Below are 24221 nucleotides of genomic sequence, written 5' to 3' on the forward strand. Positions count from 1 at the left end.
ATTGCGTCACTCGCAAATGACGGTGATGCTATAGATGTTTCACAACTTCCACGTCAGCGGGGAGCCAGTTGACCGTGTTTAAAGTTTCGCGGTCAAGCCATTTGGCATCTTTGTGTTCCAAGAGCTTCGGCTTGCAACCATCGGCTAGCGTGCAATAAAAGCAATGCATCGTCAGGTGAAATTTCGGATAATCGTACTCCACCGTGCAAATCTTTTCGCCAACATTCACCTTAACAGCAAGCTCTTCCTGGAGTTCACGAACGAGCGCCTGTTCAGGCGTTTCGCCCGGTTCCATCTTGCCGCCCGGAAACTCCCAGCCATCTTTTTGGTCGCCATAACCGCGCTGCGTGGCGAAAATGCGTCCATCATCTACGATAACACCTGCGACAACTTCTATAGATTTCATGGTGTAAAATGTAGAAATAACAAGATTTAGCGTCAAAAATTGCCTAAAATCACAAAAATTCTGCATATAAAAATTTTTTATAGCAAAAACTATTGACTTTTCTAATTTAATTTTATAAAATTTAATTGTATAAAATTAAATTAAAGGAGAAACAACATGAACATCTACGATTTCACGCTTTTCGACGGTAAAGGCAACGAAGTTCCACTCTCTAAATTCAAGGGCCAAGTCATGCTCATCGTGAACACGGCGACCGGCTGCGGATTCACCCCGCATTACAAGCCGATTGAACAGATGTACGCCGATTTCCACAACAAGGGTTTCGTAGTCATCGACATTCCTTGCAACCAGTTCAAAGGTCAAACGCCTGGCACCGATGAAGAAATCCACGAATTCTGCACGCTCAACTACGGCACGGAATTTCCGCAAATGAAAAAATCCGACGTAAACGGTCCAAACGAACTCCCGCTTTACACCTATCTGAAATTGCAAAAAGGTTTCGAAGGTTTTGGGCTTGGCGTGAAAGCCGCCGCAATGGCGCTCTTGCTCAAGAGCATCGACAAAGATTACAAGAACAATCCCGACATCAAATGGAACTTTACTAAATTCGTCGTCGATCGCGCAGGAAACGTCGTCGCCCGTTTTGAGCCAACCGCCAAGATGGAAGATGTCCGTGCCTGCGTCGAAAAACTACTCTAGGACATTTCATGAATTGCCCGCAACTTAAACTCGAAAACCAGCTGTGCTTTCCGCTCTATGCGGTTTCCAAAGAAATCACGCGACGCTACACGCCGTTTTTGGAACCGCTTGGACTCACTTATACGCAATATATCGCAATGCTCGTCTTGTGGGAAGAGAAAAAGTGCAACGTGACCGAACTCGGGAAAAAGCTTTTTCTCGACTCGGGAACGCTCACTCCGCTTTTGAAAAAACTAGAAGCCAAAGGCTACGTGAAACGCACTCGGGAAACATCCGACGAGCGTTGTCTTTCCGTTTGTCTTACTGACGAAGGCGAATTGTTGCAAAGCAAGGCGAAAAGCATTCCAAAATCCATGGCAAGTTGCGTGAATTTATCGCCGGACGAAGCGAAAACCTTATACAACACGCTCTACAAAATTTTGGGCAGCTTTAAGGATAACGCATGATCAAGATTCTCTTTGTTTGCCATGGGAATATTTGCAGAAGCCCCATGGCAGAATTTGTCATGAAAAAACTGGTACGCGATTTGCCAGCAGTAGGAAAGCGCAAAATTAGTTCGTCCACAAAATTTGGAGTCGAGACGGACACAGCACTTTCCGCCACGGACTTTGAAATTGCCTCCGCCGCGACAAGCACCGAAGAAATCGGAAATCCGGTGTACCCGCCCGCAAGGCGCATGCTCGCCAGTCACGGCATCGACTGCAGCGGGAAAACGGCACGCCAGATGACCGTCGCTGACTACAACCATTACGACTACATCGTGCTCATGGATCAAAATAACCTGCGGAATCTCCGCTGGATTTTACCCCGTGACATTTACGAACGCGAACTAGCACAGTTTCAAGACGCTCGAAAGTCCGCACAGTATCGGGATGCTCGGAAACCTGCGCAGAACCATGATGTTCGCGAATCCAGCACGCACAAGATTTCTCTCCTCATGGACTGGGCGGGTAAAAGTCGCGACGTTGCAGACCCTTGGTACACCGGCGATTTTGAAGCTACCTGGCAAGACGTGAACGAAGGCTGCAAAGCCATGCTCCAGTGGTTTATTGAAAATCATTAAACAGCAAAACCGGCTCAAGCGAACCGGTTTTCATTTATTGTGCAGACAATGTTATTTAAGCAAACTGCACAAATTACCCAAATAACAATTACTTCACAGAAACGCTAAACATCTGCCCGCTAGAACGCGGTTTCACCAAATAAACGCCGGAACGATTGACCGCCATACGAGTTTTCGCCTGCAAATCAGCGGTGCCCGTAGCCATGAACCTTGTGACAAGCCGCCCTTGCATATCAAACACATGATATTCCATTTCGGCAACATTCAAGTGCACGCCGCGCGAATGATTCAATGACGTTAACGTCGGGTCCTTGAAATCCAACCAGTCGATATTGACATAGTTCCCGACAATTTCCATCTTGAGCACATGTTCGCCCTTGGGGAGTTTCACCATGCCTGCATCAAGAGTCTCATAAGAATCCCAACCCGCGCTCTTTTCAAAAGCAATATTGTCAATTACTACCTTGTCATCAACATACAATTTCATTCCTGTATTCTCAGAAGTAGTCGCATAACGAACTTGTAAAGCATATTCCTGTTCACGATCAATATTCACTGTGTATTCCAGCCATTCGCCTTCTTGCGTGTAACCGATGGCATAACCATCAACCGCTTTTACGATATCGACAGCGTCTTCGCGATACTCGCCGCCCTTGTTGTCATCGTCCTTGTCGAGGAACGACTTGCCCGAACCGCCTACATCGTAATTTTCGACTTCGACTTTACCAGGAATCTCCATAGCCGTATCCTTGTAAGGGGCTTGCGGAATAATCGGCGTGATATACACACGATAGCCATACTTGGTATTCGTAATGTTTACCGGTACCGTAATCTTGCCGTCGTTTACATCGTATTCCTTATCAGATACCAGATTCGTTGATGGAACAGCCTTATCCTTGTTTTCCCATACAACATATTCTACAGAGACATTTACCTGACTGCCAAATTCTGCAGGGATGCCCGAAATGTTCACATTCACATCGCCCTTGGTGTTGCCGCCAAGCACAATACTTGCAAAGCCCTTCTTCTTGTCGAGAGCGGCAAAACCATCTACGCCATCGCTCTTGTCGTTCGGCGGTGTCACTTTAGCCATGTAACCGCTCATGTCGCCATACCACTTATAAAGCCACCAGCCGCCACCACGTTCATTGTCCTTGGTGAGAAGGCTCCCCAAACGACCTGGAAGCGGTACAAACCACCAGGAAATCATTGCGCTTTCGACGCCGTGACGTTCAAACTTTGCAATAAACGGCACCGACAAACCCGGGCAACCTTCTTCGGAATGCTCCGTCGAAGAATATTCGTTGATGCTCAGCGGACGCGGAGTCACGTTATACTTTTTTTCAAGTGCGCGGTAGGTTTCGACAGCTCCAACAAAGCCACCACTCCCCCACTGGTGCCAGCTCACGACATCGGGCAAGCAGTTATTCTGTGCACAATACTTGATAAACGCTTCCATTTGCGAAGCATGGTAGAAAGAGTACGAAGGGCCGATAATCTTTGCACCAGGGTCCATCTGCCGAATCAAATCGTAAGTCTGTTTCCAGAGACCGGAATTGAAGTCGATATTCGATTTCCAAGTGTCATTCGGCTCGTTCCAGATTTCGTAACCGTCAAAATTCTTGTTGTTTGATTTAAGCTTGTCGTTGATGACGGATTTCACTTCGTTTTTCCAATGGTCCATATTCTGGAACTTGTAGGGCCATCCCGGCAGCACATCCGCAAGGCGAATTTGGATTTTGGCACCGATGCTTTCGACACGAGGCGCCACAAGGAAAGCCCCGCCAATCGGCTGTTGGCGACCGTTACCACTACGCGCCGGCGAAAGGAACACGTTCGGTTTGAGCGGAGCGACATCACGCTCGATATTGCTCGGAAGAGTCTCGGTAAGGCCGTAAAGCGAACCCGTCGCCACATGCGTCACCGGCTTGATGCTATCGCCAAGACTTACACCCAAATTCACCGCGGCCTGAGAAGCAGAAACCGCCAAAAATAAAAAGAGAAATTTGTTTTTCATACCACATCCTTTTTACCACAATAAAAAATACCCCCATAAAGGGGGTATTCCACAGCAATTTGAGCGTTTTTATTGTCGGATTGACAAAACTACTTGCAAGTAAATCCCTGCAACTCAAGCCCAGCGCGCATTTCGCCGTAAGTCGAAGTGCGCTTCATGTCCATCGCCTTCATGAATCGGCAATCGTTGTCGATATGCATCTGGAAACCCGTCATCGTCGGGGCCACCTCGCCCTTGCCACTCGCGCGGATATGTTCCATCATCTGGTCGCGCCTGTCGAACTGCTCCGGCGGCACAAACACATCCGTCACGATATCAACATTCTCAATTTCTGAATCGCCGAACACAAACGAAATCGTCACAAGATTCTTGAGTCCATTGAACTGGCCATCCACCTTGCAGACAAGATTCTTGTGCGCATTCTTCTTTTTCGGTTTGCTCTTCGCCTTTTGCGTCGCATTCGGCTTCGGCGTGTAATCCAAAGCGCTCAGAAGTTCGGGCTCCTTGATAACGCCCACGCGCTGGTTTATAATGCGACCATCCTTGATGAAAAAGAACGTCGGAAACGCCTGAATCGGGAGCGTATTCTTGATTTTCTCGATATTAGGCTCGTCAATCCCGATAGACGCAATCTTGATATCGCTGTAATTTTTTGCAATACCGATAAGCGTCGGAATCATGACAAGGCACGGCGGGCAGCTCGTTGACGAAACTTCAAGAATCACAGGTTTCTTGGAATGCAGAATTTCCTTTTCGAAATTGTCATCGTTGATTTTAACGATTTTAATATCTTCGTCTGCAGAAGGCGAGCCCTTCGCAAATGCGTTACCGGATGCACCAGCAATGAGAACCGCAGACACTACAAAAGCAGAGAGCTTCATCGCAAAATTTTTTCTTAAGCCGATCATTTTCGATTCCTTAGTTTTTGTGATAAGATACAAAAAGAATCAGTAGCAAGTATGTTGAAATGAAAAAATGTCAGCAAAGAGCCCACTTGCATCACGGTAGCAAACAAGATATATTCATAGGAAAATATAACAAGGAGCATTTCCACATGATGGACAAAATGGGCGATCGGATGAAATTATACGAAGGAATTGAAGCCAATCGAATCCTTATTCCAGGCCTTCCGATTTGTGTGCGTGTTGACGGGCGGGCGTTTCACTCATTTACGCGGGGGATGGAGCGGCCATACGATATCGGCATGTCGAATGCGATGATTGAAACGATGAAGTATCTTGTCAACGAAACAGATGCGTTGATAGGCTATGTTCAGTCCGATGAAATCAGTCTTGTTCTGTCCGATGTCAAGGAACCTCTGTTCGGCGGAAGAGTTTCGAAACTGACCTCCGTCATCGCAAGCGTGGCAACGGTGGCGTTCAATCGAGAAATCGCGAAATATTTCCCGGATAAGGGAATGGCGACTTTCGATTGTCGTGTCTGGAATGTACCGAACAGGACCGAAGCTGCGAACACCATCCTTTGGCGTGAATTCGATGCTACCAAGAATTCAATCTCCATGGCAGCACGATCCGTCTATTCTCATGCGCAACTGAAAGACAAGAACGGTTCCGAGATGCAGGACATGCTGATGTCGAAAGGTATCAACTGGAACGATTACCCGATATTTTTCAAACGCGGAACATACGCAAGGCGAGAAACCTTCGAAATCAGGCTACCCAAGGACGAAATCGAAAAATTGCCACCTAAACATGAATGTCGCGCCAATCCTGAAAAACTGATTATCCGCAGCGAAATACGCCTCATCGACATGCCGATTTTCAGTAAGGTCCTAAATCGCGAAGAAGTCATATTCGAAGGGGCGGTACCAAGGACTGCTGAAATTTGACCTCGTAAAAAATGGTCCTTTCAGTCATATTAATCCCGTCATTTTCCACAACCCCCACTGTGAACTGACACCGGCTCCGCAACGCCCAGCTTGACTTCAAGCATAAGTTGCCTTGAAATAGCCGTACTTTTTCACAATCGCACTTCTATACTTTTGTATTATTTACCAAGAAGAATCCTTATGACAATTGACGAAATTAGACAACTTATAAAAAATGATGAGCACCGTTGCCTTGAGTTGAAAAAATCAACAGGCGAATTAAAAGATGGCATGCAGTCCGCTTGCGCTTTCCTCAACACAGAAGGGGGATGGCTAATATTCGGTGTTGCTCCGACATCGCTCAAAGTGACAGGCCAGATTGTCAATGACAGTACACAGCGAGATATTGCCTAGGCATTGGCAGCTCTTGAACCAACTATAGACGCAAAAGTACAGTATATCAAGGTTCCTGAAATTGAAGGGCATCAATTGATCGCAATTCATTTTGAGGTTTAACTCCGGATAACATCAAGGAGTCGCACGAATCGTTCCCTTACAACGTTCGCATCGCTCAGGTCCTTTACCAAGCAACGTATTTGGAAAGCTGGGGGACCGGGGTTCATCGCATGGTTAGCTTCTGCCAAAAGCAGGGATTGCAAGAACCGGAATACTTGGTGGACAACAATGGGGTTCACATCACATTTTGGAAATCAACAGCAACCATACAAAAGACCATACAAAAGGATCCCGAAACCATACAAAGGGCCATACAAAAAAGTCTAGAAACGCGGGGAATCACTGTAACGGATTTCCAGATGAATATCCTAGTGTTCTTTTGCCTCCATCCCGAGGCGACACGCAAGAATTACATTGCCTCTGGGAAAGACATCTCCGAAGGTGGTACCATATCCAACATATCCAGACTTCAGGAACTTGGGCTTTTGCGCCGAGAAGGAGGACGCAAGGACGGACGTTGGGTAGTCATTGTTGACGGATTGAATTAACTCAAACTCCCTCCTTGAACGAAACGCCAAAGACGGGGCTTAATAACAAGGGAAAACAAGAAAATGTTTTTTTGGTGGGGGATCGATTTCGACCCCTTTGTCGCCTATCATAGTCCGTCATTTTCTGTCACACGCATTATCTATCTTTCGGCAGCGGAGGCCTTATGGAAAAAGACACGTTCAGCGGTGCGATGTTTGCGTGGGTTAGGGCATCGGCGAACTCGACATGGAATGCCTGATAGCGGCATAGTCCTGTTCAAGGAAAATCGCACCCCCGGAGAGGCGCTGGAATCGAGCTACCAGTAAGCCTTCGGCACCGACTTCGACAGGAATGACGTCATAATCCTAAAAAACGCCCAATAAAAATGGCGGATCAGTCTGCCCGCCTAATTAAGTTGAACCTGGGTCCTTCGACCAGTTCACTATTAAGTTCGTGGTGACACGCTTTATTTGAGTTTCAACAGGCAGTTATCGAAAAGGAATCTGAATAGGTCCGTGTTGTCGTTTGTCTCGTAAAAGGCAATCAGCAATTTCTTGTACTCGGGCACCAGTTCCTCGGGCACGACGATGATGCCGCAACCGTTGGAAATCAGGATGTGGTTCGCGAAGAGTGTCGCGGACCTCTTGTTCCCGTCGATAAAAAGCCGGCCTCTTGAAATGTACAACTGCGCCTTTATGGCCCTCTCGTACACGTCTTCGATGGCGAGAATTTCTTGCAAATTGTCCTTTACCACGCTCTCGATAGGAATCTCGGGCTTCCATGCGGTTCCGCCGATACTCACGGGCACGTCCCTCAGGGTGCCCGCCGTGTAATAGAAGCCTTCTTCTACAAGCTTGTTGATGTAACAAAGGATGTTGTAGTCCGAGGGGGCGGTTACCACGCCCTCGTCAAGGATGAACTGCCATGCGTGTTTCAGGTTGTTGATTTTTTGCACATCGCTTACAGAGAGGTTACTTATCTGCCCGCCCTCGACAACGGTCTCGGTGTCTAAGAACGTGACGGCCATGCCCTCGAGCCTTGCTTGCTTGTAGATGGAATCCACCATGTTGCGCTTGGCGAGGTCGATGTTCTTTTTGACGGCTTCGGAAAGTTCACCCTCCTCGTATCCTAGCTTTTTTAGCTCCTTGACAAGCTCGCGGATTTTCCGTTTTAGGCTGCGGGCCTCGATGTTGTTCTTCGTTATCTGGTTGAACAGTGCTTCCGAGTAGACGCCGACAAACTGCGTCCTGGAAATGCCGCTGTCACGCTTATGGGTGCTTCGTAAATATGTGAAACATTTTGAGTGATTTTTATTGTCCTCGCGCAGCCCGTGTAAACCCCTCGAATTCGAGGGGGTTAAATTAGGCGGGGAACATTTTCTTTTGAAGAGGCTTAATGAACTGTTTTCTCAATTCACGCTTGCTATGGAATATCAGTTGTTCCGATCTGGATAACTCGCCATGTTCGCATTTTAAATCAAGCAGTTCGAGAGTGCAAATCAAGTCCGCTACTTGGAACAATTTGTAGTCAATAGGTAAGACTTTTCTATACGAATAAGTCGATAGCTCCGTTGACATCGCAAAATTCAAGATACGGTTCAACTCCGTTTGCCCGTTATCATAATATAAAACAACGTCGTCAAATTTTTGGAAAAAAGCAAGATTGTCTCGAATGAACGAAGATAAAACCTTAGCCATTTGCCCTTCTAGCAAGAAGGCATCATCAAATAATTTCTTTTCAAAGACGAATGTTCTGTATTGAATCGGGCATCTCATCGCAAAAAAGAAGAGACTTGCAAAAAGGGCTCTCCTTTTATTTGGAGGTTCGTTTGCGTAAATTTCTTCTCGGCGAATCAGCGGAGCTGTGTGAATAGCAAATTTTTCACCATAACCCAAGGAACGAACCTTCGCATCTAGGTTGCGGACCTGCTCGGAGATGTCCATAGATTGGTCATGAAGGATCATCGTGATTATGTAATAGGGCGTAATATGGTTGTAGGCACCAAAATCTCCGCTTTCATCCACAAAAATGCTAAGGCTGTTGTTCACGAACGCTTCCAAATAAAAATGGCGGGTCAGTCTGCCCGCCTAGTTAGGTTGAACCTGGGTCTTTCGACCAGTTCACTATTAATATACCTAATTTCGGCAAAAAAGTCAAGTAATTGTTACGATCTGGTCAAAAAAAGCGTTAATTCCTCCAAAATTCACATTTGGTGAACTTTTCACGTAACAATATACTTATTTACCATGTCATTTTCTGTCACGAACATTATCTATCTTTCGGGGTGGAGGCCTTATGGAAAACGACACGTTCGGCGGCGCGATACTCGCATGGGTCAAGAGCGCAATGGCGTTCCTGAAAGTCCAGGCGGGCACGGGCGACAACCTGCTCGAAGAAGACATCCGGGAAGGGTTCACCGACTATTGCCTATGGTCCACGTTCCGGCCGGAATGCATCGACACCGACGGCGAGCTTGACATGGAATGCCAGGACAGCGGCATGGTCCTGTTCAGGGAAAACTGCACCCCCGGAGAGGCGCTGGAATCGAGCTACCGGCAAGCCTTCGACACCGACTTCGACAAGGACGACGTTATAGTACTGATGGAAGAATGACGCCGCCTTTTTACTTGGTGGGGGAAGGTGGGACTAAAGTCCCAACTGTTCGGCTCGATCATGCCAGCCCGCAAGCGGTCTGTCGCGACACTCGCCTTGCACAGTTGTCCCCTGCCTGCAGCCGCTTTGTCCGCGGGTTCCGCAGACTGTCATCCCCGCGAAGGCGGGGATCTCCTTTCCAATCCGCGTCCAAACCGTCTTCCGGTCACCCCCTCTGCGGGGCCTCAGACGCCGGCCCCGCAACGCCCCGCTTGACCGCAGACAACCATTAGAGTATTTTAAACAAAGTCAAACATTCTCCAGAGACCCGCCAAATGCAAGGTAAACCGTCACACTACTTCGTCATCCGCTCGCCGTACGTCCAGCTAGTGCTTACCGGCGTAAAGACATTTGAATGGAGGACAAACGCAAAAATGTTTGCGAACAAGCGCCTCGCCGTCGCAGTCTCCAAATCTCGCGCCCATGAAGACGACCTGCAAAACGACATCGCCCGGTGGGAAAAACTGTGGAGTAAATTCCTGAAGAAAGCAACCGCAAAAGACCGCGAAACCGCGCTCGCAAAACTCGAGAGAAACCGCGCCAAGGCCGAAAAACTGTTCGACAAGACAAACGGATGCGGCATGATTATCGGCGAAATCGTGACGGGCGACGTCGCCACCTACGAAGGACTCCTAGGCATCCCCGTACTGGAATTCAGACTCTGGCCAGAATCCGAGTGGATAAAATCTCCGGGCGGCCTCGGCGTGCGACACATGCCAGAGAGGATAGGGGAATAGAATTAATCATAATTCCCCTCCGATGGCAATTTTTTGATAATTTATTTTTTGCCAAAAAAGCTAAAAAAGGTATTTTGCAATGCATTATCCGGGAATGACGCTTGGTATTACGATTCGGCTTATACAAGGCCTTGTTGCGTAACAAAGTTCCGAAATAAAGGGAGGGCTGCACTGATATAGCCATTGGCTAAATAAGATCCTCTTTTTTGAAGAATTAGCCAATTGAGCAATTGTAAATAAAAATTGCTTGCTTTGTCATGTACTTCATTTTCTTTACTGAGAATTATTCGAGCGTTCTCATTGTTAATTGCATTCATGTTCAGATATTCGGCTAAATATTTAATTGCTTTATAATACGATTTCGCCTTGCCGCTTTTAATTCCAGGAGTTTCACAGAAAGGAACAAATTGCTGTTCAAATGTGTTAAATGTCATGATCATTGCCTTTTGGTTGTCTTTTGTACAACTTTCTTTTTGAAACGTATAATCCACAAGAAAAAACGCCACGCCATATAGAACACAATCTTGGCGTGTTCAAAAAACATTATGCAGACGGCCAAACATGTGCTTTTAAATCAGGTCCAATCCCGGTGATTTCAGATATTCGTGGGTTCCGACATGAATTCTTTTTTTTCTTGTCTGATCTTTGGACAACTTATCTGATGCAATATTGAATGAATTTTTAATAATGTGCACTATATGGCGTGGTTAAAAACTGCACTATTTATATGTTTGAAGAGAACTGTTTAAATGAATTTTTTATGTCTCTTCAAAATAATATTGGCAAAGCGATTCGCGCTCTGCGTTCGCAGAAAGGTGTTTCGCAGGAAAAACTTGCTCTTGAAACAGGTGTGGGCCGTCGCTATATGAGCGACATTGAAAACGGCCGCCGTAATGTTTCTCTCGAAATTATTGAAAAACTCGCCAATTTCTTCGAATTAAGTCCGAGTGATTTTGTCAAGCAAATCGAGAATGCCGATTTTCCTCCGCTCACGCTTGATTCTCTCAAGGAATATCTTTGCGAGCACGGCTATGAGGATAGCGTAGTTCTTGAAAAGCCTGATTTTGTAGATGCCGTTGTTGGCGTTAGCGAAGATGGCCGTGTCATTTATGCATACGAAAAAATGGTTCGCTCGCTGATGCTGTCTGATGGCATGGATTACGAAGAAGCCGCAGAATTTATTGACTTCAACACTTTAGGGGCTTTGCCAAGTATGGGTGAGAAAGCTCCGATTGTATTGATGGAAATCGAGGGGTAAAATTATGGCACAGCAATTAACGGAAATCTTGAATTATTTTTTAAACGATTATATCCAAAAGAAAAATGTCCCTTTTGGAAAGGGTGCTGAAGTTTATAAATCTATATGCGTCTCTGCCTGTGACAAAATTTATGAAACAGGTTTAGTAAACAAAGAAGATTATAAAGTTGAAGGAAGTGTTGGTCAAGGGAATTGGGCGAAAGTTCCCTGGTTGGCAATTTTCAGAAAAGATATCACCTTAAGCGCTCAAAACGGCGTGTATATTGTTTATCTGCTATCTTCAGATGGGAATTCATTGTATTTGACACTCAATCAGGGTGTTACAGAAGCGGGAAAAGATTCGACCACGAAAGAAACTATTAAAGCACTTCGTAATAACGCAGATCGTATATCAGCACAACTTAACAAGCACAGTTTTTTATCAGATGAAAATATCAATCTTGGAAACGATATAACCGATCTTGGGAAAAAATACCAGAAGGGAACAATTTTTTATAAGAAGTATTCAAAACAAAATATTCCATCTGAGGAGATTCTTCAAGAAGACTTGAAGAACATGCTTGATGTTTATCAAGAGTACTATGATAAAGTTTATAAAGGAAATAGTAATCCTCCGCCAGAACCACCACCAGTAGAAGTTGAGGTTTATATGACAAAACAAAAAATTTTCTTCGGCGCTCCTGGCACTGGCAAGTCTTTCAAAGTTAATGAGATTGTTAAAAATCAACAGGTGTTCCGCACCACGTTCCACCCTGATTACGATTACGCACAGTTTGTAGGTGCCTACAAACCTAAAAAAGTTCAAAATTTTGACAACGGATTGTTATCTAAGGAACAGCTTGCGAAGAAACTAGCAGAAGCCTTTCCTAATAATGGTGATGGAGAAATTGATAAAACGACGGCTATTACATTATTCGGATTACAATATGCCAAATCCTTGAAAGAAAAGAACATGAATGAAATTGTTCGACTTTCTGAAATAGGACCTGACCAATATAAAAGCGCATACCTGTCTGCAGCAGTAAAAGCTCGATTACAATTATCGGATGTAGATGAAAAAATCACTTATTCCTTTGTTCCGCAGGTTTTCGCAAAGGCTTACGCGGCTGCTTGGAATCTTTATTTCGAGGCTAAAGGAGATTCCCGCTTTCGCGGGAATGACAGTGAAGGACACGGGAATGACAGCGGGAAAGATATTCAAGTCTATCTCGTTATCGAAGAAATTAACCGCGGAAACTGTGCCCAGATTTTCGGCGATATTTTCCAGTTACTTGACCGCGATGCAGATGGTTTCTCGCAATATTCTATAGATGCCGATTGCGATTTTGCGGAATGGCTCAAGACAAATGATAACGGGTTGAAATCTGTTTGGCCGACATACGAAGAAAAGGTCGGCGATGGCAAGCTCAAGCTCCCGCCGAACCTGAACATTCTCGCAACCATGAACACCAGCGACCAGTCGCTGTTCCCCATGGACAGTGCATTCAAGCGCCGCTTTGACTGGGAATATGTGCCCATCAATTATGAAAAAGCCGAAGCTGATTTTATCGTCGGCGATACCGGTTTCAACTTCAAATGGCTTGATTTCTTAAAGAAGGTCAATGCAGACATTTACAAGGTGACGCAGAGCGAAGACAAACAGATGGGCGAATTTTTCATCAAGCCCAAGAACAAAGATTACATTACGCTTGATGAATTCCGTTCCAAAGTCCTGTTCTATCTGTGGGATTCCGTCTATAAGGATGAACTTGATTCAAAGCTGGTGTTCCATTTTGCATATCCCGAAAAGGGCCCCGATGTCACATTCCAGCGTCTTTTCAACAGTGACTTTGTTGAAATCCTAAAGAAAATGCTGGCGAATCTTGACATTGAATACAAAGACGGGGCTCAGCAAGGATAATTCTTGATATGTGACTTGTTTTTGCGTTTTTTGTATATTATATTGGTGATATAGGAGTTCAAGATGACTATGGGCACATTGGCATTTGAGGTTCCCAAAGAGATGGAATCGTTCGTTGAGGCAAATGGCTGCCGCAGCGAATTACTTCGTAATGCGTTGATCCTTTTGCCCTACATACAAGATTTGACAATCTCCCATGGTCGCGCGGCAGAACTACTTGGCATATCGAAAGAAACGCTAATTAACTTGTACGGGGATATGGGTATTCCCTATCTTGATGGCAGCATCCAGTCCGTACACGAAGAAATGGCCGTTTACTCCGCAGCTATGAAAGCTTGATTTTCTAGAGTTGACAGGCATGATTTTCCTGTTCGAACAGTTTGCCTATAGCGAAAAATTCCTGCAAGATGTCCTTCCGCTAGAAAAGAAGGGCGGTAATTGGGTCTTGCCGAAGGGTTTTGTTACAAAAAGCAAGTCCGGCGATTTCGTGCTGGACGGCGTAGGGTATCTTTATAACAAGTCCGCAAAAGGCTCCGCGAAGAACTCTGACGATAAAATCGTTTTTGTGCTGCCCAAGGTGTTCTTGGAAGAGGGCGGCAAGGCGTTCGGGCTGCCTGTTTCGCCAGATTGCGATTTGGAGAATGCGCCCAAGGATTTCCTCGCAAATCTTTCGATGTGGGTCTGCTCCTCGATTGCGCAATACCAGAAACTGCATCCGAATGACAGAGCTATAGAATCTCCGAACGTCCACCGTTTCGGTAGCGATGCCGCTGCCCCGACTCTCATCGACGTGATGAATGCGATGAAGCTGTTCTACGCCGAAAACAAGAATCTGTTTGTGTTCACGGCCAAGAACAAGCACAGCGGCAACAACCGCATCGACTGGCGTCGCACGGTGGCGCATACGCAGCCCTTTATGCAAGGTGACGCGCCCATCTACATGGAACTCGAAAACAAGAAGAAAGTTTTCGACCTGGACGACCGCCTGCTGGTGCTGTACTTTTCGGCGATGCACTACATCGAAGAGACTTTCGGCTTCAAGATGCCGCATTCGGAATTCTACGTCCCCATGCGCGTGAACGAATTCCGTCGCTTGCTGGGTCACCGCGGCCTCGTGGAACTGCGCCGCATAAAGCACAAGTATTTTGCCGACAAGTTCCTGAAACTCTATAACATCGTGAAGGCGTTCTTCGAATGGGGCGGCAACTTCAGCGCAAGCGATTACAGCAGCGAATACCTGCTCACGAGCAAGTACAACAACGTGTTCGAGGCGATGATTGACAAACTGGTTGGGGATGATTTGCCCAATGGCATGAAATATTTGAAGGACCAGAAAGACGGCAAAATCATCGATCATTTATACAAAGACCGCCAGCTCATATTTGCTGATGAAGAACAGAAAATCTGGTTCATTGGTGATAGCAAGTATTATAGCGAAGGCAAAAAAATTGAGGGTTCTTCCATATATAAGCAGTTTACCTATGCGAAGAACATCATTCAGTACAACATCGGCGAGTTGTTGGAAGATGGTACGAATTTCAAAGGCTTGCGTTATCGCGACGAACTAACTGAAGGTTACTCCGTAACGCCAAACTTCTTTATTCGCGGATATCTGCCGAAAGGCGAAAATGGAATCGACAAGGAGTCGCCGCAGTTCCGTGAACCATATTTCAGAAATAATACTTCGGAAGAGTTGATAAAAAACGAGAAAGATTCAAAGAACTATCAACTTGTCGATGATGATGGCAATGTAATCGGTTCAAACGACAGGCAATCTCTTTGGGACCTGCGCAACCGTCACTTTGAAAACCGCCTTTTTGACCGTGACACGCTTTTGTTGCAAGTGTACAATGTGAACTTCTTGTATGTGCTGAAGGCTTACACATCAAAGCGTTCCTCATTGCGCGAAGAATTCAAACGAGACGCCCGCAAAAAGTTCCGCGAGAATTTTCTGGAATTGCTAAACGAGAAATACGTATTTTGGGCGGTATGGCCTAGTAATGGTTTGACCGAGAAACAATTTGTCGATAAACATTTTAGAACACTTCTCGGGAAAATATTCAAGCCCGATGACATGAGATGCTTGATTTTAGCCTTGGAAAGGGATCTTCGCGCACCAGAAGATACGTTCAAGTGTTTGGACGAGGAAGTGTTTGATGAGATAAACTCGGATTGCGAATATTTCCATATCACTCCTAAGGAAATTTTCCCAATAGGCGAGGTCAACTTGCCTGAGGCGACTTTTGCGAACGATGAAATTGAAGAATTCAACGAGCGTTTGTTCGCATATTCCATAAGACGCGATGTATTTGAATTGAAAAAGATTGGCGAAAAGTATAAATTGCCGGGAACCATCAACGGAAGGAAATTGACTGGAGCTGTTCTTGGTGATTGCAATTTAGAACGAATTGGAATTCAGAAGTCGCCATTAGACGAATACTATTACCTTCCGTGCAAAGAAGACTGACTCGCCCTGCATTCGCGTTAGGGATAGTGACCCTGTGAGCCAAACACGACTCGTATTAACGAGTCGTATTGGCGAGAGTGAGGCGTAAGCCGAACGGTCATTACAGGGCGGAGACGCGCTGGCGCGGCTCCGTTTTAACAGTGCTGCGGGTGGGCCGTCAGGGCCGACCGGAGCGCGTTAAAATATAGCCCGACCCGGCGGGAGCCGGGGAACGCCCATGCTTAATCCGCTTTTTCCCAATATATTCTTGGCAGCTCATATCCATCATGGCTGATTTCGCTTTCATCAATGTTTTCCAGCCCAGATTTCAATTCTTTATCCAAATTTTCAAGTTGCGTGTTGACTTTCGATAAAAAGTCCTCGTCGCTGTAGTCACCAGCCTCTAGGTAGTCAACAGCCATTGCGTAGATATGCGCTACACGCAGGGTCTTATAGGCTTTCTTGTACACGGTTAGGACTTCTTTTGTGTGCGGGGTAAAGTAAGTGTCTTCGTTCCGTGCCCATGCAACCCACTTTTTGTCTTTCTGTTTTACGTATATGTTTCTGATGCACTCTGCGATTTCCTCGATGTACATTTCGCGGTATTTAAAAGCTCCGCCGGACATATTTCCTCCATATTGAAAATTATTCTATTTGGATGGTTTCTCGTGTACAATTTATACTCACTGATTACATCGGTCAATGCGCCTCTCTGCAAGCTGTCGGCCACCCAATCGCTGTCCAAATCGAGTCCAGATGTGGGTGACGAGAGACGGTGTTGACTTTCCTCTGACCCCTTTATATATTTAATCTTGTATTACGACAATCCCCGTGACCGTCGGCATAGGCCTTTGGCCCGTACGTGCATCCGCGATGGGGCGCATCCACTTTCTTGTGGGTGATGTTGTGTGAGCATCAAGCCCTTGATCTTAATCAAGGGCGGATGCGAGAGTGAGGCATAAAGCCGAACGGTCGTTGCGCTGGCAGGAGAAACAGCCTGCTCGAGTGTGTGGCGAAAGCCATGCCAAGTAACGCCGAGGAATACCCTCGCCAACAGCATCGCAAGAGCATCCCAAATCAAACATCAACAAACGAAGATTGTGTCCGCAGTGTGGACGCAATTAAAACCGTTTTTAACGCATTTGGAAAATTTTCCATGCGTCTAAAAAATGGCTAGGAGGTTATAATGGAAAAAATAAGCCCTTTTTATAATGAAGCTGTTCAGCAGATTAAGTCCGCAATTCTCGAAAGTCAGTTGGAGGCGGCTCGGGCCGCCAACAAGCAGATGCTTTCGCTGTATTATGCGGTAGGCAAGTTCGTTTCCGAGAATTCCCGCAAGGGAACCTGGGGAACAGGGGCGATTGATACAATCAGTGCCCAACTTAGGCGAGAAATGCCTGGATTGCGAGGCTTCTCGGCATCAAACATCAAAAAAATGAGAATTTTCTTTGAGCAATGGCTCCCCGTTTTAAATCGTCAGCCGACGGCTGGCGAATTGGAAAATGCCGAAAATAGCGAAAAATCGGCAAAAATACCGATTTTTGAACTTCTTGATATAAATCGTTCGCCAATGGCGAACGATTTGGATTTCTCCGAATTTCTGGAATTGAGTTTTACTCACCATATGGATGTATTACTGGGGCCAATATGCTGATGGCGAAAGCGGCTTCAATGAAGATGAACAAAAATTGTACGATAAATTGGAGCGGATTTTCACACCGTTGCAAAAAGAAAAAAATAATGCGCAAAAGGTTGTAGATTTTTTTGAAGAAATTAGCAATACATACGAAAATGTGAGTTATTATTGGAGTACTGGCACCTGTATCAAATTTACCGATTTTGATAAAACGCTTTGCTTTGACACTAAAAAAACTAAATACACAGATGTGGTGCTAGAGGTGTCGAAGGTGATAAACAAATTGAAGTTGAAAAAGCGAGGGAATCAACAAATGCCGAAATAGCCACAACCTAAAATGGGAAATAATCAACCGGTCGCAAATTGCGACTAATGGAGGCTATATGGCTAAAAAATGAATTGTTACGGGTCCCTTTTGATGCATGTCTTGCAAAGTGCTGACCAAAGTTGGTACCATCGCGTGACGAAGATAGCAATGCTGAAATTGCCTTGACCAAAAGCGGCAAGTAACTTTTCTATCTTATCCTACATGCAGAACGAAAACTCACAAGAAAAGATCAAGGGCAACCCGATTGCCCTTTTGCCCATCGCCGTGTTCCTGGTGCTTTATCTGGGGCTCGGCATCACGTTTGAATACGTCCTCAAGATCCCGATGGGATTTTACAACATCCCGATTGTCGCGGCGTTCCTGGTGGCAATTTTCGTGGCGTGCGTGCAGAACCGCAAACTGAATTTCGACCACAAGATGAACGTGATGGCGGGGGCGCTTGGCGACCGCAACATTTTCTTGATGATTCTGATTTTCCTTTGTGCAGGCATTTTCGCGGGGATTCTCGGGCGTTCAAGCGCTTCGGCGGCGGCATACTTGCTCTTGAATTTCATTCCGGCGCAATTCGCGGTGGTGGTGCTGTTCGTTGTTGCGGCGTTCGTCTCTACGGCGATGGGTACGTCCGTGGGCACAATTGCGGTGGTCTCACCGATTGCTGTCGAGGTCGCTCAGATGGCGGGCTTTGGCGTCCCGTTCTGCGTAGCGACGGTGATTGGCGGCGCGATGTTTGGCGACAACTTGAGCTTTATTTCGGATACGACGATTGCGGCTACATCGACGCAGGGTTGCAAGATGAAGGACAAGTTCCGCGTGAACTTCCTAGTGGCAGCTCCAGCGGCACTTCTTGCGATTATCATTATCACGGCAATTTCTTTTGCAACTAAGGCTAATACGGTTGCCGAAAATTCCTACAATCTCGTACAACTTATTCCGTATGTTCTTGTGCTGGCGCTCGCGCTCACGGGTATCAACGTTTTTGCGGTGTTGCTCATCGGCATTGTTGCGGCATCCATCATTATGGTGGGGTCCGGCACGCTTGATATGGTAGGCCTTTTGCAGAATATCGGGAACGGCATTTCGGGAATGTACGAAACAATTCTCGTGGCAGTCTTGGTGAGCGCCTTGTGCGGGCTCATCCGCATTCACGGCGGTTTTGCGGCTCTGTTAGACTTTATCCATAAAGTGTTCAAGGGACACCGCAGCGGTCAAGTGGGCGTCGGCCTCTTGGTGAGCGCACTTGACATTGCAACAGCAAACAACACGGTCGCTATCGTGATGGCAGGCCCGATTGCAAAGCAGATGGGCGACGAATACAGAATCTCGCCGAAAAAGACAGCTTCGCTCTTGGATATTTTCAGTTGCGTAGTGCAGGGCATTTTGCCATATGGTGCCCAGATGCTCGTAGCACTTGCGGCTATTTCGACGGCAATCCCGAACGCAAACATCAGCGCGTTTAACCTCATCCCCTATATGTTCTATCCGTTCTTGTTACTTGCCAGCGTACTTATATTCATTGCAATATCTCCACGCAAGAATAAGCCAACAATCTAGGTGAACGCAGCCTCCCCCATGTATTCCAAATTTTTTCGCGCGGCACTTGTCTGCGCAATTTTCATTTTGTAGTTTAACTCAAAAGATAGCGGGAACAAATCGTTCCCCTAATTAGATGCTGCCCACTCTAGGCAGCTATTTTATTACAAATTAATTTTTATTCTAAACTAAATTATACAATTACTACTCTGTGTAAACTTTACTTTGTAATTTAAGCAATAGAGACAGTTGTTCGTCTCTAAAAATCAAGTAACAGGAGGCAATCATGAAAACCATCAAGATAATGATGGCCGTAACGCTTGCGGTTATGGTCACCTCATCATTCGCAGCAAAAGTCGTTAAATCAAAACGGGGCGACCTCGATGTCACATCTCATAAAGATGGTGGCTCTGTAGTCTGCACGGCTAACTTCAACGACGAACTTACGATTCTCAGCGAAACCGACACAAAAGTTTTCGTCAAAGGCAATTGCGGAAAAGGCTGGGTCGAAAAATCCAAAGTTGAATATGTTGCCAAAGGGCCTGGTGACAAATCATTAGTGCTCGACAGCATCGGTATTGAAGCTTGGATCGACAACCCGAGTGCCATATTCGTGTTGGAAAACAACGGTATCGATTTTGAAGGAGTCGATATCAATCGTGACTTCAGGGAATACTTGACTTACACGATGGACCGCGAGCAAACCGAAATGCGCAACGGCGAAAACTAATAAAGTAAATTCGTTCAACCATCAACCGCTGCCTCATCATTTGGGGCAGCGTTTTTTGTGATAACAATCAACTAATGACCAACGACTAACGACCAACAACGAATACCCAACATTTACAGTCCAACTGCAAGCCACCTTTTTATCATTTTATTACATTTTTCGTCGATTTAACAAAACAGACATTTCATCAAGGATTTCTTTATGAATATTGCAATTGTTGGAACGGGTTATGTGGGTCTCGTAAGTGGCACATGCTTTGCCGAAATGGGCGTAAACGTCACTTGCGTTGATGTGAACCAAGCTAAGATCGAATCGCTCCAGAAAGGTGAAATTCCCATATATGAACCGGGTCTCGACGAAATGGTTCTTAGGAACCAGCGTGAAGGCCGCTTGAAATTTACGACGGACCTCGCTAGCATCCTTGACGATGTGGAAATGGTTTTCAGCGCCGTGGGCACGCCTCCAGACGAAGATGGTTCCGCAGACTTGCAGTATGTGCTCGCCGTGGCACGCACGTTCGGCCAAAACATCAAGAAATACACTGTTCTCGTGACGAAATCGACGGTTCCGGTCGGCACAGCCAAGAAGGTCAAGGCCGCCATCCAGGAAGAACTCGACAAGCGTGGCGTGAACGTTCCGTTTGACGTGGCCAGCAACCCGGAATTCCTCAAGGAAGGTTCCGCTATCACGGACTTCATGAAGCCGGACCGCGTTGTCGTGGGTGTCGAAAGCGAACAGGCGAAGGAACTCATGACCCGCCTCTACCGCCCGATGATGCTCAATAACTTCCGCGTGATTTTCACGGACATCCCGAGCGCCGAAATGATCAAGTACGCTGCGAACTCCATGCTCGCGACCCGCATCAGCTTCATGAACGACATCGCGAACCTCTGCGAACTCGTGGGCGCAGACGTGAACATGGTCCGCAAGGGCATCGGTAGCGACACCCGTATCGGTAGCAAATTCCTCTATCCGGGCTGCGGCTACGGTGGAAGCTGCTTCCCGAAAGACGTGAAGGCCCTCATCAAGACCGCCGAAAAGAACGGCTACAAGATGGGCGTTCTCAAGGCAGTCGAAGACGTGAACGAATACCAGAAAACAGTTCTTTTCAACAAGCTCGCGAAGCGCTTTGGCGGCGAAGCTAACCTCAAGGGCAAGACGATTGCCATGTGGGGTCTCGCGTTCAAGCCGGAAACCGACGACATGCGCGAAGCGACCGCCCTCGTGCTTATCGACAAGCTCACGAAGGCCGGTGCTACGGTCCGCGTATTTGACCCGGTCGCCATGAACGAATGCAAGCGCCGCGTGGGCGACATCGTCACCTACTGCAAAGACATGTACGAAGCATTGCTCGATGCCGACGCCTTGCTGCTCGTGACCGAATGGAAGCAGTTCCGCATGCCGAGCTTCGGCGTGATGAAGAAGTCCATGAAGAATGCCCTCATCATCGATGGCCGCAACATCTACGACGCGAAGGAACTCGCCGAAGCAGGTTTTGAATACAGCGCTATCGGTTGCTAAGGTTTCGACGCTAAGGAAAAATCATGCTGGACCAAAACGTTAATCTCAACGGGAAAGCCGTTCTCGTCACGGGGGCCGCAGGCTTTATCGGTTGCAATCTCTGCAAGAAGTTGCTGAGCGATTACAACTGCGCAGAACTCGTCGGGCTTGATTCCATCACCGACTACTACGACGTGAACATCAAGTACGAACGCCTCAAAGAAATCGAAGCACTCGCAACCTCGACTGGCAAAAAATGGACTTTCGTCAAAGCGAACCTCGCGGACAAAGTGGAAATTGACAATTTGTTCGAGAAGTATCATTTCGCGGTGGTCGTGAACCTCGCGGCCCAAGCTGGCGTTCGCTATTCCATCACGAACCCGGATGCCTACATTCAGAGTAACCTCATCGGCTTCTACAACATTCTCGAAGCATGCAGGCATTTTGAAGTCGAGCATCTCGTGTATGCAAGTTCCTCCAGCGTGTATGGCAGCAACAAGAAAATTCCGTATTCCACCGACGACAAGGTCGATAATCCGGTTTCGCTGTACGCCGCCACCAAAAAGAGTAACGAGCTCATGGCTCACGCTTACAGCAAACTCTACAACATCCCGAGCACGGGGCTTCGCTTCTTTACCGTGTATGGTCCTGCGGGCCGCCCGGACATGGCCTACTTCGGCTTTACAAACAAGCTTAAAGCCGGCAAGACCATCCAGATTTTCAATTTCGGCAAGTGCAAGCGCGACTTCACCTACGTCGATGATATCGTCGAAGGCGTTGTCCGTGTGATGCAGCACGCCCCCGAAAAGAAAAACGGCGAAGACGGACTCCCGTTGCCGCCTTACAAAGTCTATAACATCGGCAACAACCACCCGGAAAACTTGCTCGACTTCGTGACGATTCTGCAAGAAGAGCTCGTCCGTGCGCATGTGCTCCCTGCCGACTACGACTTCGAAGCCCACAAGGAGCTCGTGCCGATGCAGCCCGGCGACGTGCCAGTGACCTACGCCGACACGACCGCATTGGAACAGGATTTCGGTTTTAAGCCCGCCACGCCGCTCCGCGAAGGGTTAAGGAAATTCGCAGAATGGTACGCCAAGTATTACAAAACCGAAGCCTAATAGTGTAGGACTTTATTCACAAAAAATAAGGCTTCTTTTACTAGAAACTGTATATGTCGCATTCTCCCCGAATGCGGCATTTTTTTGCAAAATTTGGGAACAAAAAAAGAACACAACAACAATTTAATAGAAAAAAATCAACAATAATTGAATTTTTTACAATACAAGTAATACTATATTATAGTAGGGGGTGTTAGGATTAGGAGAAAGCGCAAATCATTCATTTCAAGGTTTGCGTTTTGAAGAGGTTTGACTATCGGAATTTCACACGTGAAAAAAGTACTGCATATATCAAAATACTACTATCCCTTTATCGGAGGCATAGAACAAGTCGCAAGAGATGTTGTGCGCGCATTACAGGGAAAATTTGAGCAAAAGGTTCTTTGTTTCGGTCACGAAAAAAACGAAAATCCGACGATAATTGACAACGTCGAAGTTATTCGGTGTAAATGCCAATGCAAAATTTTCTCCCAGTCCATCTCTTTGGAAATGAATTGGAGATTTAAGGACTTGCTAGTATATTTCAAGCCCGATTATATCATATTTCATTATCCGAATCCTTTTTTCGCAAGCATTCTGCTGCGGAACATTCCTAAAGAAACCAAGCTCATCCTTTATTGGCATCTGGATATCATCCGCCAAAAAATCCTAGGTAAGATTTTCCATTTCCAGAACATGGCTTTGCTGAAGCGAGCCGACAAGATCATAGCCACAAGCCCAAACTATATCGATGGAAGCAAGTACTTATCCAAATTCAAGTCTAAATGCGTCATCATCCCTAATTGCATAGACGAAACCCGTTTGACGCAAACATCCAAAGCAAAAGAAATTGCAGAAAAAATCAAACAAGAAAATATGGGCAAGACCATTTGCCTGTCCGTCGGTCGTCTGGTCCCCTATAAAGGGTTCAACTATTTAATTAAATCGGCCCAAAAACTCGACAATCATTACATTTTCTATATCATCGGTGACGGGGAACAGAAAAAAGCATTGCAACGGCAAAGCAAAAATTGCCCCTCCGTAAAGTTTCTCGGAAAATTAACAGATGACGAACTAAAAGCCTATTACATTGCGGCAGACATTTTCTGTTTTTCCTCCATCACAAAAAACGAAGCATTTGGAATCGCGCTTGCAGAAGCCATGTATTTCGGTCTCCCAACCGTCACATACACAATTCCCGGAAGCGGCGTAAACTACGTATCTCTAAACGGAGAAACGGGATTGGAAGTCCCCAATCGAGATACGGTAGCATTTGCAAACGCCATTAAAGAACTATCAAGTACGGACAAGAAAAATTATTACGGTCCCAAAGCTTATTTGCGAATCATGGAAAAATTCCTTTTCAATCAATTTAAAAGCAACCTGGCAACCGTGATGGCAGAATAG

Annotated in this window: 25 protein-coding genes and 1 pseudogene; 19 read left to right on the plus strand and 7 right to left on the minus strand. The window is 46.3% G+C overall.

Annotation, left to right across the window (positions count from 1 at the left end):
- Positions 1-28: 28 nt before the first annotated feature.
- Positions 29-406 (minus strand): (deoxy)nucleoside triphosphate pyrophosphohydrolase, encoded by a 378-nt coding sequence (locus tag IKG78_RS07495; RefSeq protein ID WP_290941767.1) that lies wholly within the window; start codon positions 404-406, stop codon positions 29-31.
- Between the two features lie 156 nt (positions 407-562).
- Between IKG78_RS07495 and IKG78_RS07500 the strand changes: the two genes are divergently transcribed.
- From IKG78_RS07500 to IKG78_RS07510, 3 genes are read left to right on the plus strand one after another with little or no spacing between them, the layout of a single operon-like run.
- Positions 563-1105, plus strand: coding sequence for a glutathione peroxidase (locus tag IKG78_RS07500; protein WP_290941770.1), 543 nt, complete (start codon positions 563-565; stop codon positions 1103-1105).
- Positions 1106-1113: 8 nt separating this feature from the next.
- Complete coding sequence (locus tag IKG78_RS07505; protein WP_290941772.1) at positions 1114-1551, plus strand: MarR family transcriptional regulator; 438 nt, start codon at positions 1114-1116, stop codon at positions 1549-1551.
- Positions 1548-2168: a low molecular weight protein-tyrosine-phosphatase gene (locus tag IKG78_RS07510; protein WP_290941775.1), complete on the plus strand. Its 621-nt coding sequence runs from the start codon at positions 1548-1550 to the stop codon at positions 2166-2168. Before IKG78_RS07505 ends, IKG78_RS07510 begins: the two co-directional genes overlap by 4 nt.
- Positions 2169-2256: 88 nt before the next feature.
- Here the strand turns inward: IKG78_RS07510 and IKG78_RS07515 are convergent, their stop codons facing one another.
- Both IKG78_RS07515 and IKG78_RS07520 read right to left on the minus strand, forming a co-directional pair.
- Positions 2257-4185 carry a cellulase family glycosylhydrolase gene (locus IKG78_RS07515; protein ID WP_290941778.1) on the minus strand — a complete coding sequence of 643 codons (1929 nt, stop codon included), beginning with the start codon at positions 4183-4185 and terminating at the stop codon, positions 2257-2259.
- 89 nt (positions 4186-4274) lie between these two features.
- On the minus strand, positions 4275-5093 hold the full coding sequence (locus IKG78_RS07520) for a thioredoxin family protein (RefSeq protein WP_290941780.1): 819 nt from the start codon (positions 5091-5093) through the stop codon (positions 4275-4277).
- 170 nt (positions 5094-5263) lie between these two features.
- On the opposite strand from IKG78_RS07520, the gene IKG78_RS07525 reads away from it, so the two are divergent.
- From IKG78_RS07525 to IKG78_RS07535, 3 genes and pseudogenes are all read left to right on the plus strand, one after another.
- The gene (locus tag IKG78_RS07525; protein WP_290941784.1) at positions 5264-6034 is read left to right on the plus strand and encodes a tRNA(His) guanylyltransferase Thg1 family protein; all 771 of its coding nucleotides are present in this window, start codon (positions 5264-5266) and stop codon (positions 6032-6034) included.
- 180 nt (positions 6035-6214) lie between these two features.
- Positions 6215-6427 carry an ATP-binding protein gene (locus IKG78_RS07530; RefSeq protein WP_290941786.1) on the plus strand — a complete coding sequence of 71 codons (213 nt, stop codon included), beginning with the start codon at positions 6215-6217 and terminating at the stop codon, positions 6425-6427.
- 110 nt (positions 6428-6537) lie between these two features.
- Positions 6538-7017 (plus strand): annotated as a pseudogene (locus IKG78_RS07535) (ATP-binding protein); the annotation flags it as partial.
- Positions 7018-7463: 446 nt separating this feature from the next.
- Here IKG78_RS07535 and IKG78_RS07540 read toward each other — a convergent pair.
- Positions 7464-8063: a Fic family protein gene (locus IKG78_RS07540; RefSeq protein ID WP_290941789.1), complete on the minus strand. Its 600-nt coding sequence runs from the start codon at positions 8061-8063 to the stop codon at positions 7464-7466.
- A 295-nt stretch (positions 8064-8358) separates the two neighbouring features.
- The gene (locus tag IKG78_RS07545; protein WP_144265039.1) at positions 8359-9045 is read right to left on the minus strand and encodes a DUF3800 domain-containing protein; all 687 of its coding nucleotides are present in this window, start codon (positions 9043-9045) and stop codon (positions 8359-8361) included.
- Positions 9046-9292: 247 nt separating this feature from the next.
- Between IKG78_RS07545 and IKG78_RS07550 the strand changes: the two genes are divergently transcribed.
- Both IKG78_RS07550 and IKG78_RS07555 read left to right on the plus strand, forming a co-directional pair.
- Complete coding sequence (locus IKG78_RS07550) at positions 9293-9610, plus strand: hypothetical protein (RefSeq protein WP_290941795.1); 318 nt, start codon at positions 9293-9295, stop codon at positions 9608-9610.
- A gap of 314 nt (positions 9611-9924) precedes the next feature.
- Complete coding sequence (locus IKG78_RS07555; RefSeq protein ID WP_290941798.1) at positions 9925-10386, plus strand: hypothetical protein; 462 nt, start codon at positions 9925-9927, stop codon at positions 10384-10386.
- Positions 10387-10505: 119 nt separating this feature from the next.
- On the opposite strand, the gene IKG78_RS07560 is transcribed toward IKG78_RS07555, so the two are convergent.
- Positions 10506-10877: a hypothetical protein gene (locus IKG78_RS07560; protein ID WP_290941801.1), complete on the minus strand. Its 372-nt coding sequence runs from the start codon at positions 10875-10877 to the stop codon at positions 10506-10508.
- 269 nt (positions 10878-11146) lie between these two features.
- Here IKG78_RS07560 and IKG78_RS07565 point away from each other — a divergent pair, with 269 nt between their 5' ends.
- The 4 genes from IKG78_RS07565 to IKG78_RS07580 all read left to right on the plus strand — a co-directional run bounded on the left by IKG78_RS07565 (position 11147) and on the right by IKG78_RS07580 (position 16011).
- Entirely contained in the window at positions 11147-11644 is a 498-nt protein-coding gene (locus IKG78_RS07565) for a helix-turn-helix domain-containing protein (RefSeq protein ID WP_290941803.1), read from the plus strand.
- A 4-nt stretch (positions 11645-11648) separates the two neighbouring features.
- Positions 11649-13544: a DUF3578 domain-containing protein gene (locus tag IKG78_RS07570; RefSeq protein ID WP_290941807.1), complete on the plus strand. Its 1896-nt coding sequence runs from the start codon at positions 11649-11651 to the stop codon at positions 13542-13544.
- A 63-nt stretch (positions 13545-13607) separates the two neighbouring features.
- Positions 13608-13883, plus strand: coding sequence for a hypothetical protein (locus IKG78_RS07575; RefSeq protein WP_290941808.1), 276 nt, complete (start codon positions 13608-13610; stop codon positions 13881-13883).
- Positions 13884-13902: 19 nt separating this feature from the next.
- Positions 13903-16011 carry an LlaJI family restriction endonuclease gene (locus tag IKG78_RS07580; RefSeq protein WP_290941809.1) on the plus strand — a complete coding sequence of 703 codons (2109 nt, stop codon included), beginning with the start codon at positions 13903-13905 and terminating at the stop codon, positions 16009-16011.
- A 221-nt stretch (positions 16012-16232) separates the two neighbouring features.
- On the opposite strand, the gene IKG78_RS07585 is transcribed toward IKG78_RS07580, so the two are convergent.
- Positions 16233-16616, minus strand: a complete 384-nt coding sequence (locus tag IKG78_RS07585) for a hypothetical protein (RefSeq protein WP_290941810.1) — start codon at positions 16614-16616, stop codon at positions 16233-16235.
- A gap of 560 nt (positions 16617-17176) precedes the next feature.
- Between IKG78_RS07585 and IKG78_RS07590 the strand changes: the two genes are divergently transcribed.
- The 7 genes from IKG78_RS07590 to IKG78_RS07620 all read left to right on the plus strand — a co-directional run bounded on the left by IKG78_RS07590 (position 17177) and on the right by IKG78_RS07620 (position 24221).
- Positions 17177-17644 (plus strand): DUF1016 N-terminal domain-containing protein, encoded by a 468-nt coding sequence (locus IKG78_RS07590; RefSeq protein WP_290941811.1) that lies wholly within the window; start codon positions 17177-17179, stop codon positions 17642-17644.
- On the plus strand, positions 17619-17951 hold the full coding sequence (locus IKG78_RS07595; protein WP_290941812.1) for a hypothetical protein: 333 nt from the start codon (positions 17619-17621) through the stop codon (positions 17949-17951). The genes IKG78_RS07590 and IKG78_RS07595 overlap by 26 nt, the downstream gene beginning before the upstream one ends.
- Before the next feature lie 204 nt (positions 17952-18155).
- The gene (locus IKG78_RS07600) at positions 18156-19505 is read left to right on the plus strand and encodes a Na+/H+ antiporter NhaC family protein (RefSeq protein WP_290941813.1); all 1350 of its coding nucleotides are present in this window, start codon (positions 18156-18158) and stop codon (positions 19503-19505) included.
- Positions 19506-19770: 265 nt separating this feature from the next.
- A complete protein-coding gene (locus IKG78_RS07605) occupies positions 19771-20214 on the plus strand; it encodes a hypothetical protein (protein WP_290941819.1) in 444 nt (147 codons plus the stop codon).
- A 201-nt stretch (positions 20215-20415) separates the two neighbouring features.
- Complete coding sequence (locus IKG78_RS07610) at positions 20416-21735, plus strand: UDP-glucose/GDP-mannose dehydrogenase family protein (protein WP_290941820.1); 1320 nt, start codon at positions 20416-20418, stop codon at positions 21733-21735.
- Positions 21736-21758: 23 nt separating this feature from the next.
- Positions 21759-22835 carry an NAD-dependent epimerase/dehydratase family protein gene (locus IKG78_RS07615; protein ID WP_290941821.1) on the plus strand — a complete coding sequence of 359 codons (1077 nt, stop codon included), beginning with the start codon at positions 21759-21761 and terminating at the stop codon, positions 22833-22835.
- Between the two features lie 270 nt (positions 22836-23105).
- Positions 23106-24221, plus strand: a complete 1116-nt coding sequence (locus tag IKG78_RS07620; protein WP_290941822.1) for a glycosyltransferase — start codon at positions 23106-23108, stop codon at positions 24219-24221.

The sequence above is a fragment of the Fibrobacter sp. genome (assembly GCF_017545445.1).
Lineage (GTDB): Bacteria > Fibrobacterota > Fibrobacteria > Fibrobacterales > Fibrobacteraceae > Fibrobacter.

What these genes read in the sequence shown, in the direction of transcription:
- IKG78_RS07495 (WP_290941767.1), bottom strand. Translation starts at nt 406, where the DNA reads ATGAAATCTATAGAAGTTGTCGCAGGTGTTATCGTAGATGATGGACGC.
- IKG78_RS07500 (WP_290941770.1), top strand. Translation starts at nt 563, where the DNA reads ATGAACATCTACGATTTCACGCTTTTCGACGGTAAAGGCAACGAAGTT.
- IKG78_RS07505 (WP_290941772.1), top strand. Translation starts at nt 1,114, where the DNA reads ATGAATTGCCCGCAACTTAAACTCGAAAACCAGCTGTGCTTTCCGCTC.
- IKG78_RS07510 (WP_290941775.1), top strand. Translation starts at nt 1,548, where the DNA reads ATGATCAAGATTCTCTTTGTTTGCCATGGGAATATTTGCAGAAGCCCC.
- IKG78_RS07515 (WP_290941778.1), bottom strand. Translation starts at nt 4,185, where the DNA reads ATGAAAAACAAATTTCTCTTTTTATTTTTGGCGGTTTCTGCTTCTCAG.
- IKG78_RS07520 (WP_290941780.1), bottom strand. Translation starts at nt 5,093, where the DNA reads ATGATCGGCTTAAGAAAAAATTTTGCGATGAAGCTCTCTGCTTTTGTA.
- IKG78_RS07525 (WP_290941784.1), top strand. Translation starts at nt 5,264, where the DNA reads ATGAAATTATACGAAGGAATTGAAGCCAATCGAATCCTTATTCCAGGC.
- IKG78_RS07530 (WP_290941786.1), top strand. Translation starts at nt 6,215, where the DNA reads ATGACAATTGACGAAATTAGACAACTTATAAAAAATGATGAGCACCGT.
- IKG78_RS07540 (WP_290941789.1), bottom strand. Translation starts at nt 8,063, where the DNA reads ATGGTGGATTCCATCTACAAGCAAGCAAGGCTCGAGGGCATGGCCGTC.
- IKG78_RS07550 (WP_290941795.1), top strand. Translation starts at nt 9,293, where the DNA reads ATGGAAAACGACACGTTCGGCGGCGCGATACTCGCATGGGTCAAGAGC.
- IKG78_RS07555 (WP_290941798.1), top strand. Translation starts at nt 9,925, where the DNA reads ATGCAAGGTAAACCGTCACACTACTTCGTCATCCGCTCGCCGTACGTC.
- IKG78_RS07565 (WP_290941803.1), top strand. Translation starts at nt 11,147, where the DNA reads ATGTCTCTTCAAAATAATATTGGCAAAGCGATTCGCGCTCTGCGTTCG.
- IKG78_RS07570 (WP_290941807.1), top strand. Translation starts at nt 11,649, where the DNA reads ATGGCACAGCAATTAACGGAAATCTTGAATTATTTTTTAAACGATTAT.
- IKG78_RS07575 (WP_290941808.1), top strand. Translation starts at nt 13,608, where the DNA reads ATGACTATGGGCACATTGGCATTTGAGGTTCCCAAAGAGATGGAATCG.
- IKG78_RS07580 (WP_290941809.1), top strand. Translation starts at nt 13,903, where the DNA reads ATGATTTTCCTGTTCGAACAGTTTGCCTATAGCGAAAAATTCCTGCAA.
- IKG78_RS07585 (WP_290941810.1), bottom strand. Translation starts at nt 16,616, where the DNA reads ATGTCCGGCGGAGCTTTTAAATACCGCGAAATGTACATCGAGGAAATC.
- IKG78_RS07590 (WP_290941811.1), top strand. Translation starts at nt 17,177, where the DNA reads ATGGAAAAAATAAGCCCTTTTTATAATGAAGCTGTTCAGCAGATTAAG.
- IKG78_RS07595 (WP_290941812.1), top strand. Translation starts at nt 17,619, where the DNA reads ATGTATTACTGGGGCCAATATGCTGATGGCGAAAGCGGCTTCAATGAA.
- IKG78_RS07600 (WP_290941813.1), top strand. Translation starts at nt 18,156, where the DNA reads ATGCAGAACGAAAACTCACAAGAAAAGATCAAGGGCAACCCGATTGCC.
- IKG78_RS07605 (WP_290941819.1), top strand. Translation starts at nt 19,771, where the DNA reads ATGAAAACCATCAAGATAATGATGGCCGTAACGCTTGCGGTTATGGTC.
- IKG78_RS07610 (WP_290941820.1), top strand. Translation starts at nt 20,416, where the DNA reads ATGAATATTGCAATTGTTGGAACGGGTTATGTGGGTCTCGTAAGTGGC.
- IKG78_RS07615 (WP_290941821.1), top strand. Translation starts at nt 21,759, where the DNA reads ATGCTGGACCAAAACGTTAATCTCAACGGGAAAGCCGTTCTCGTCACG.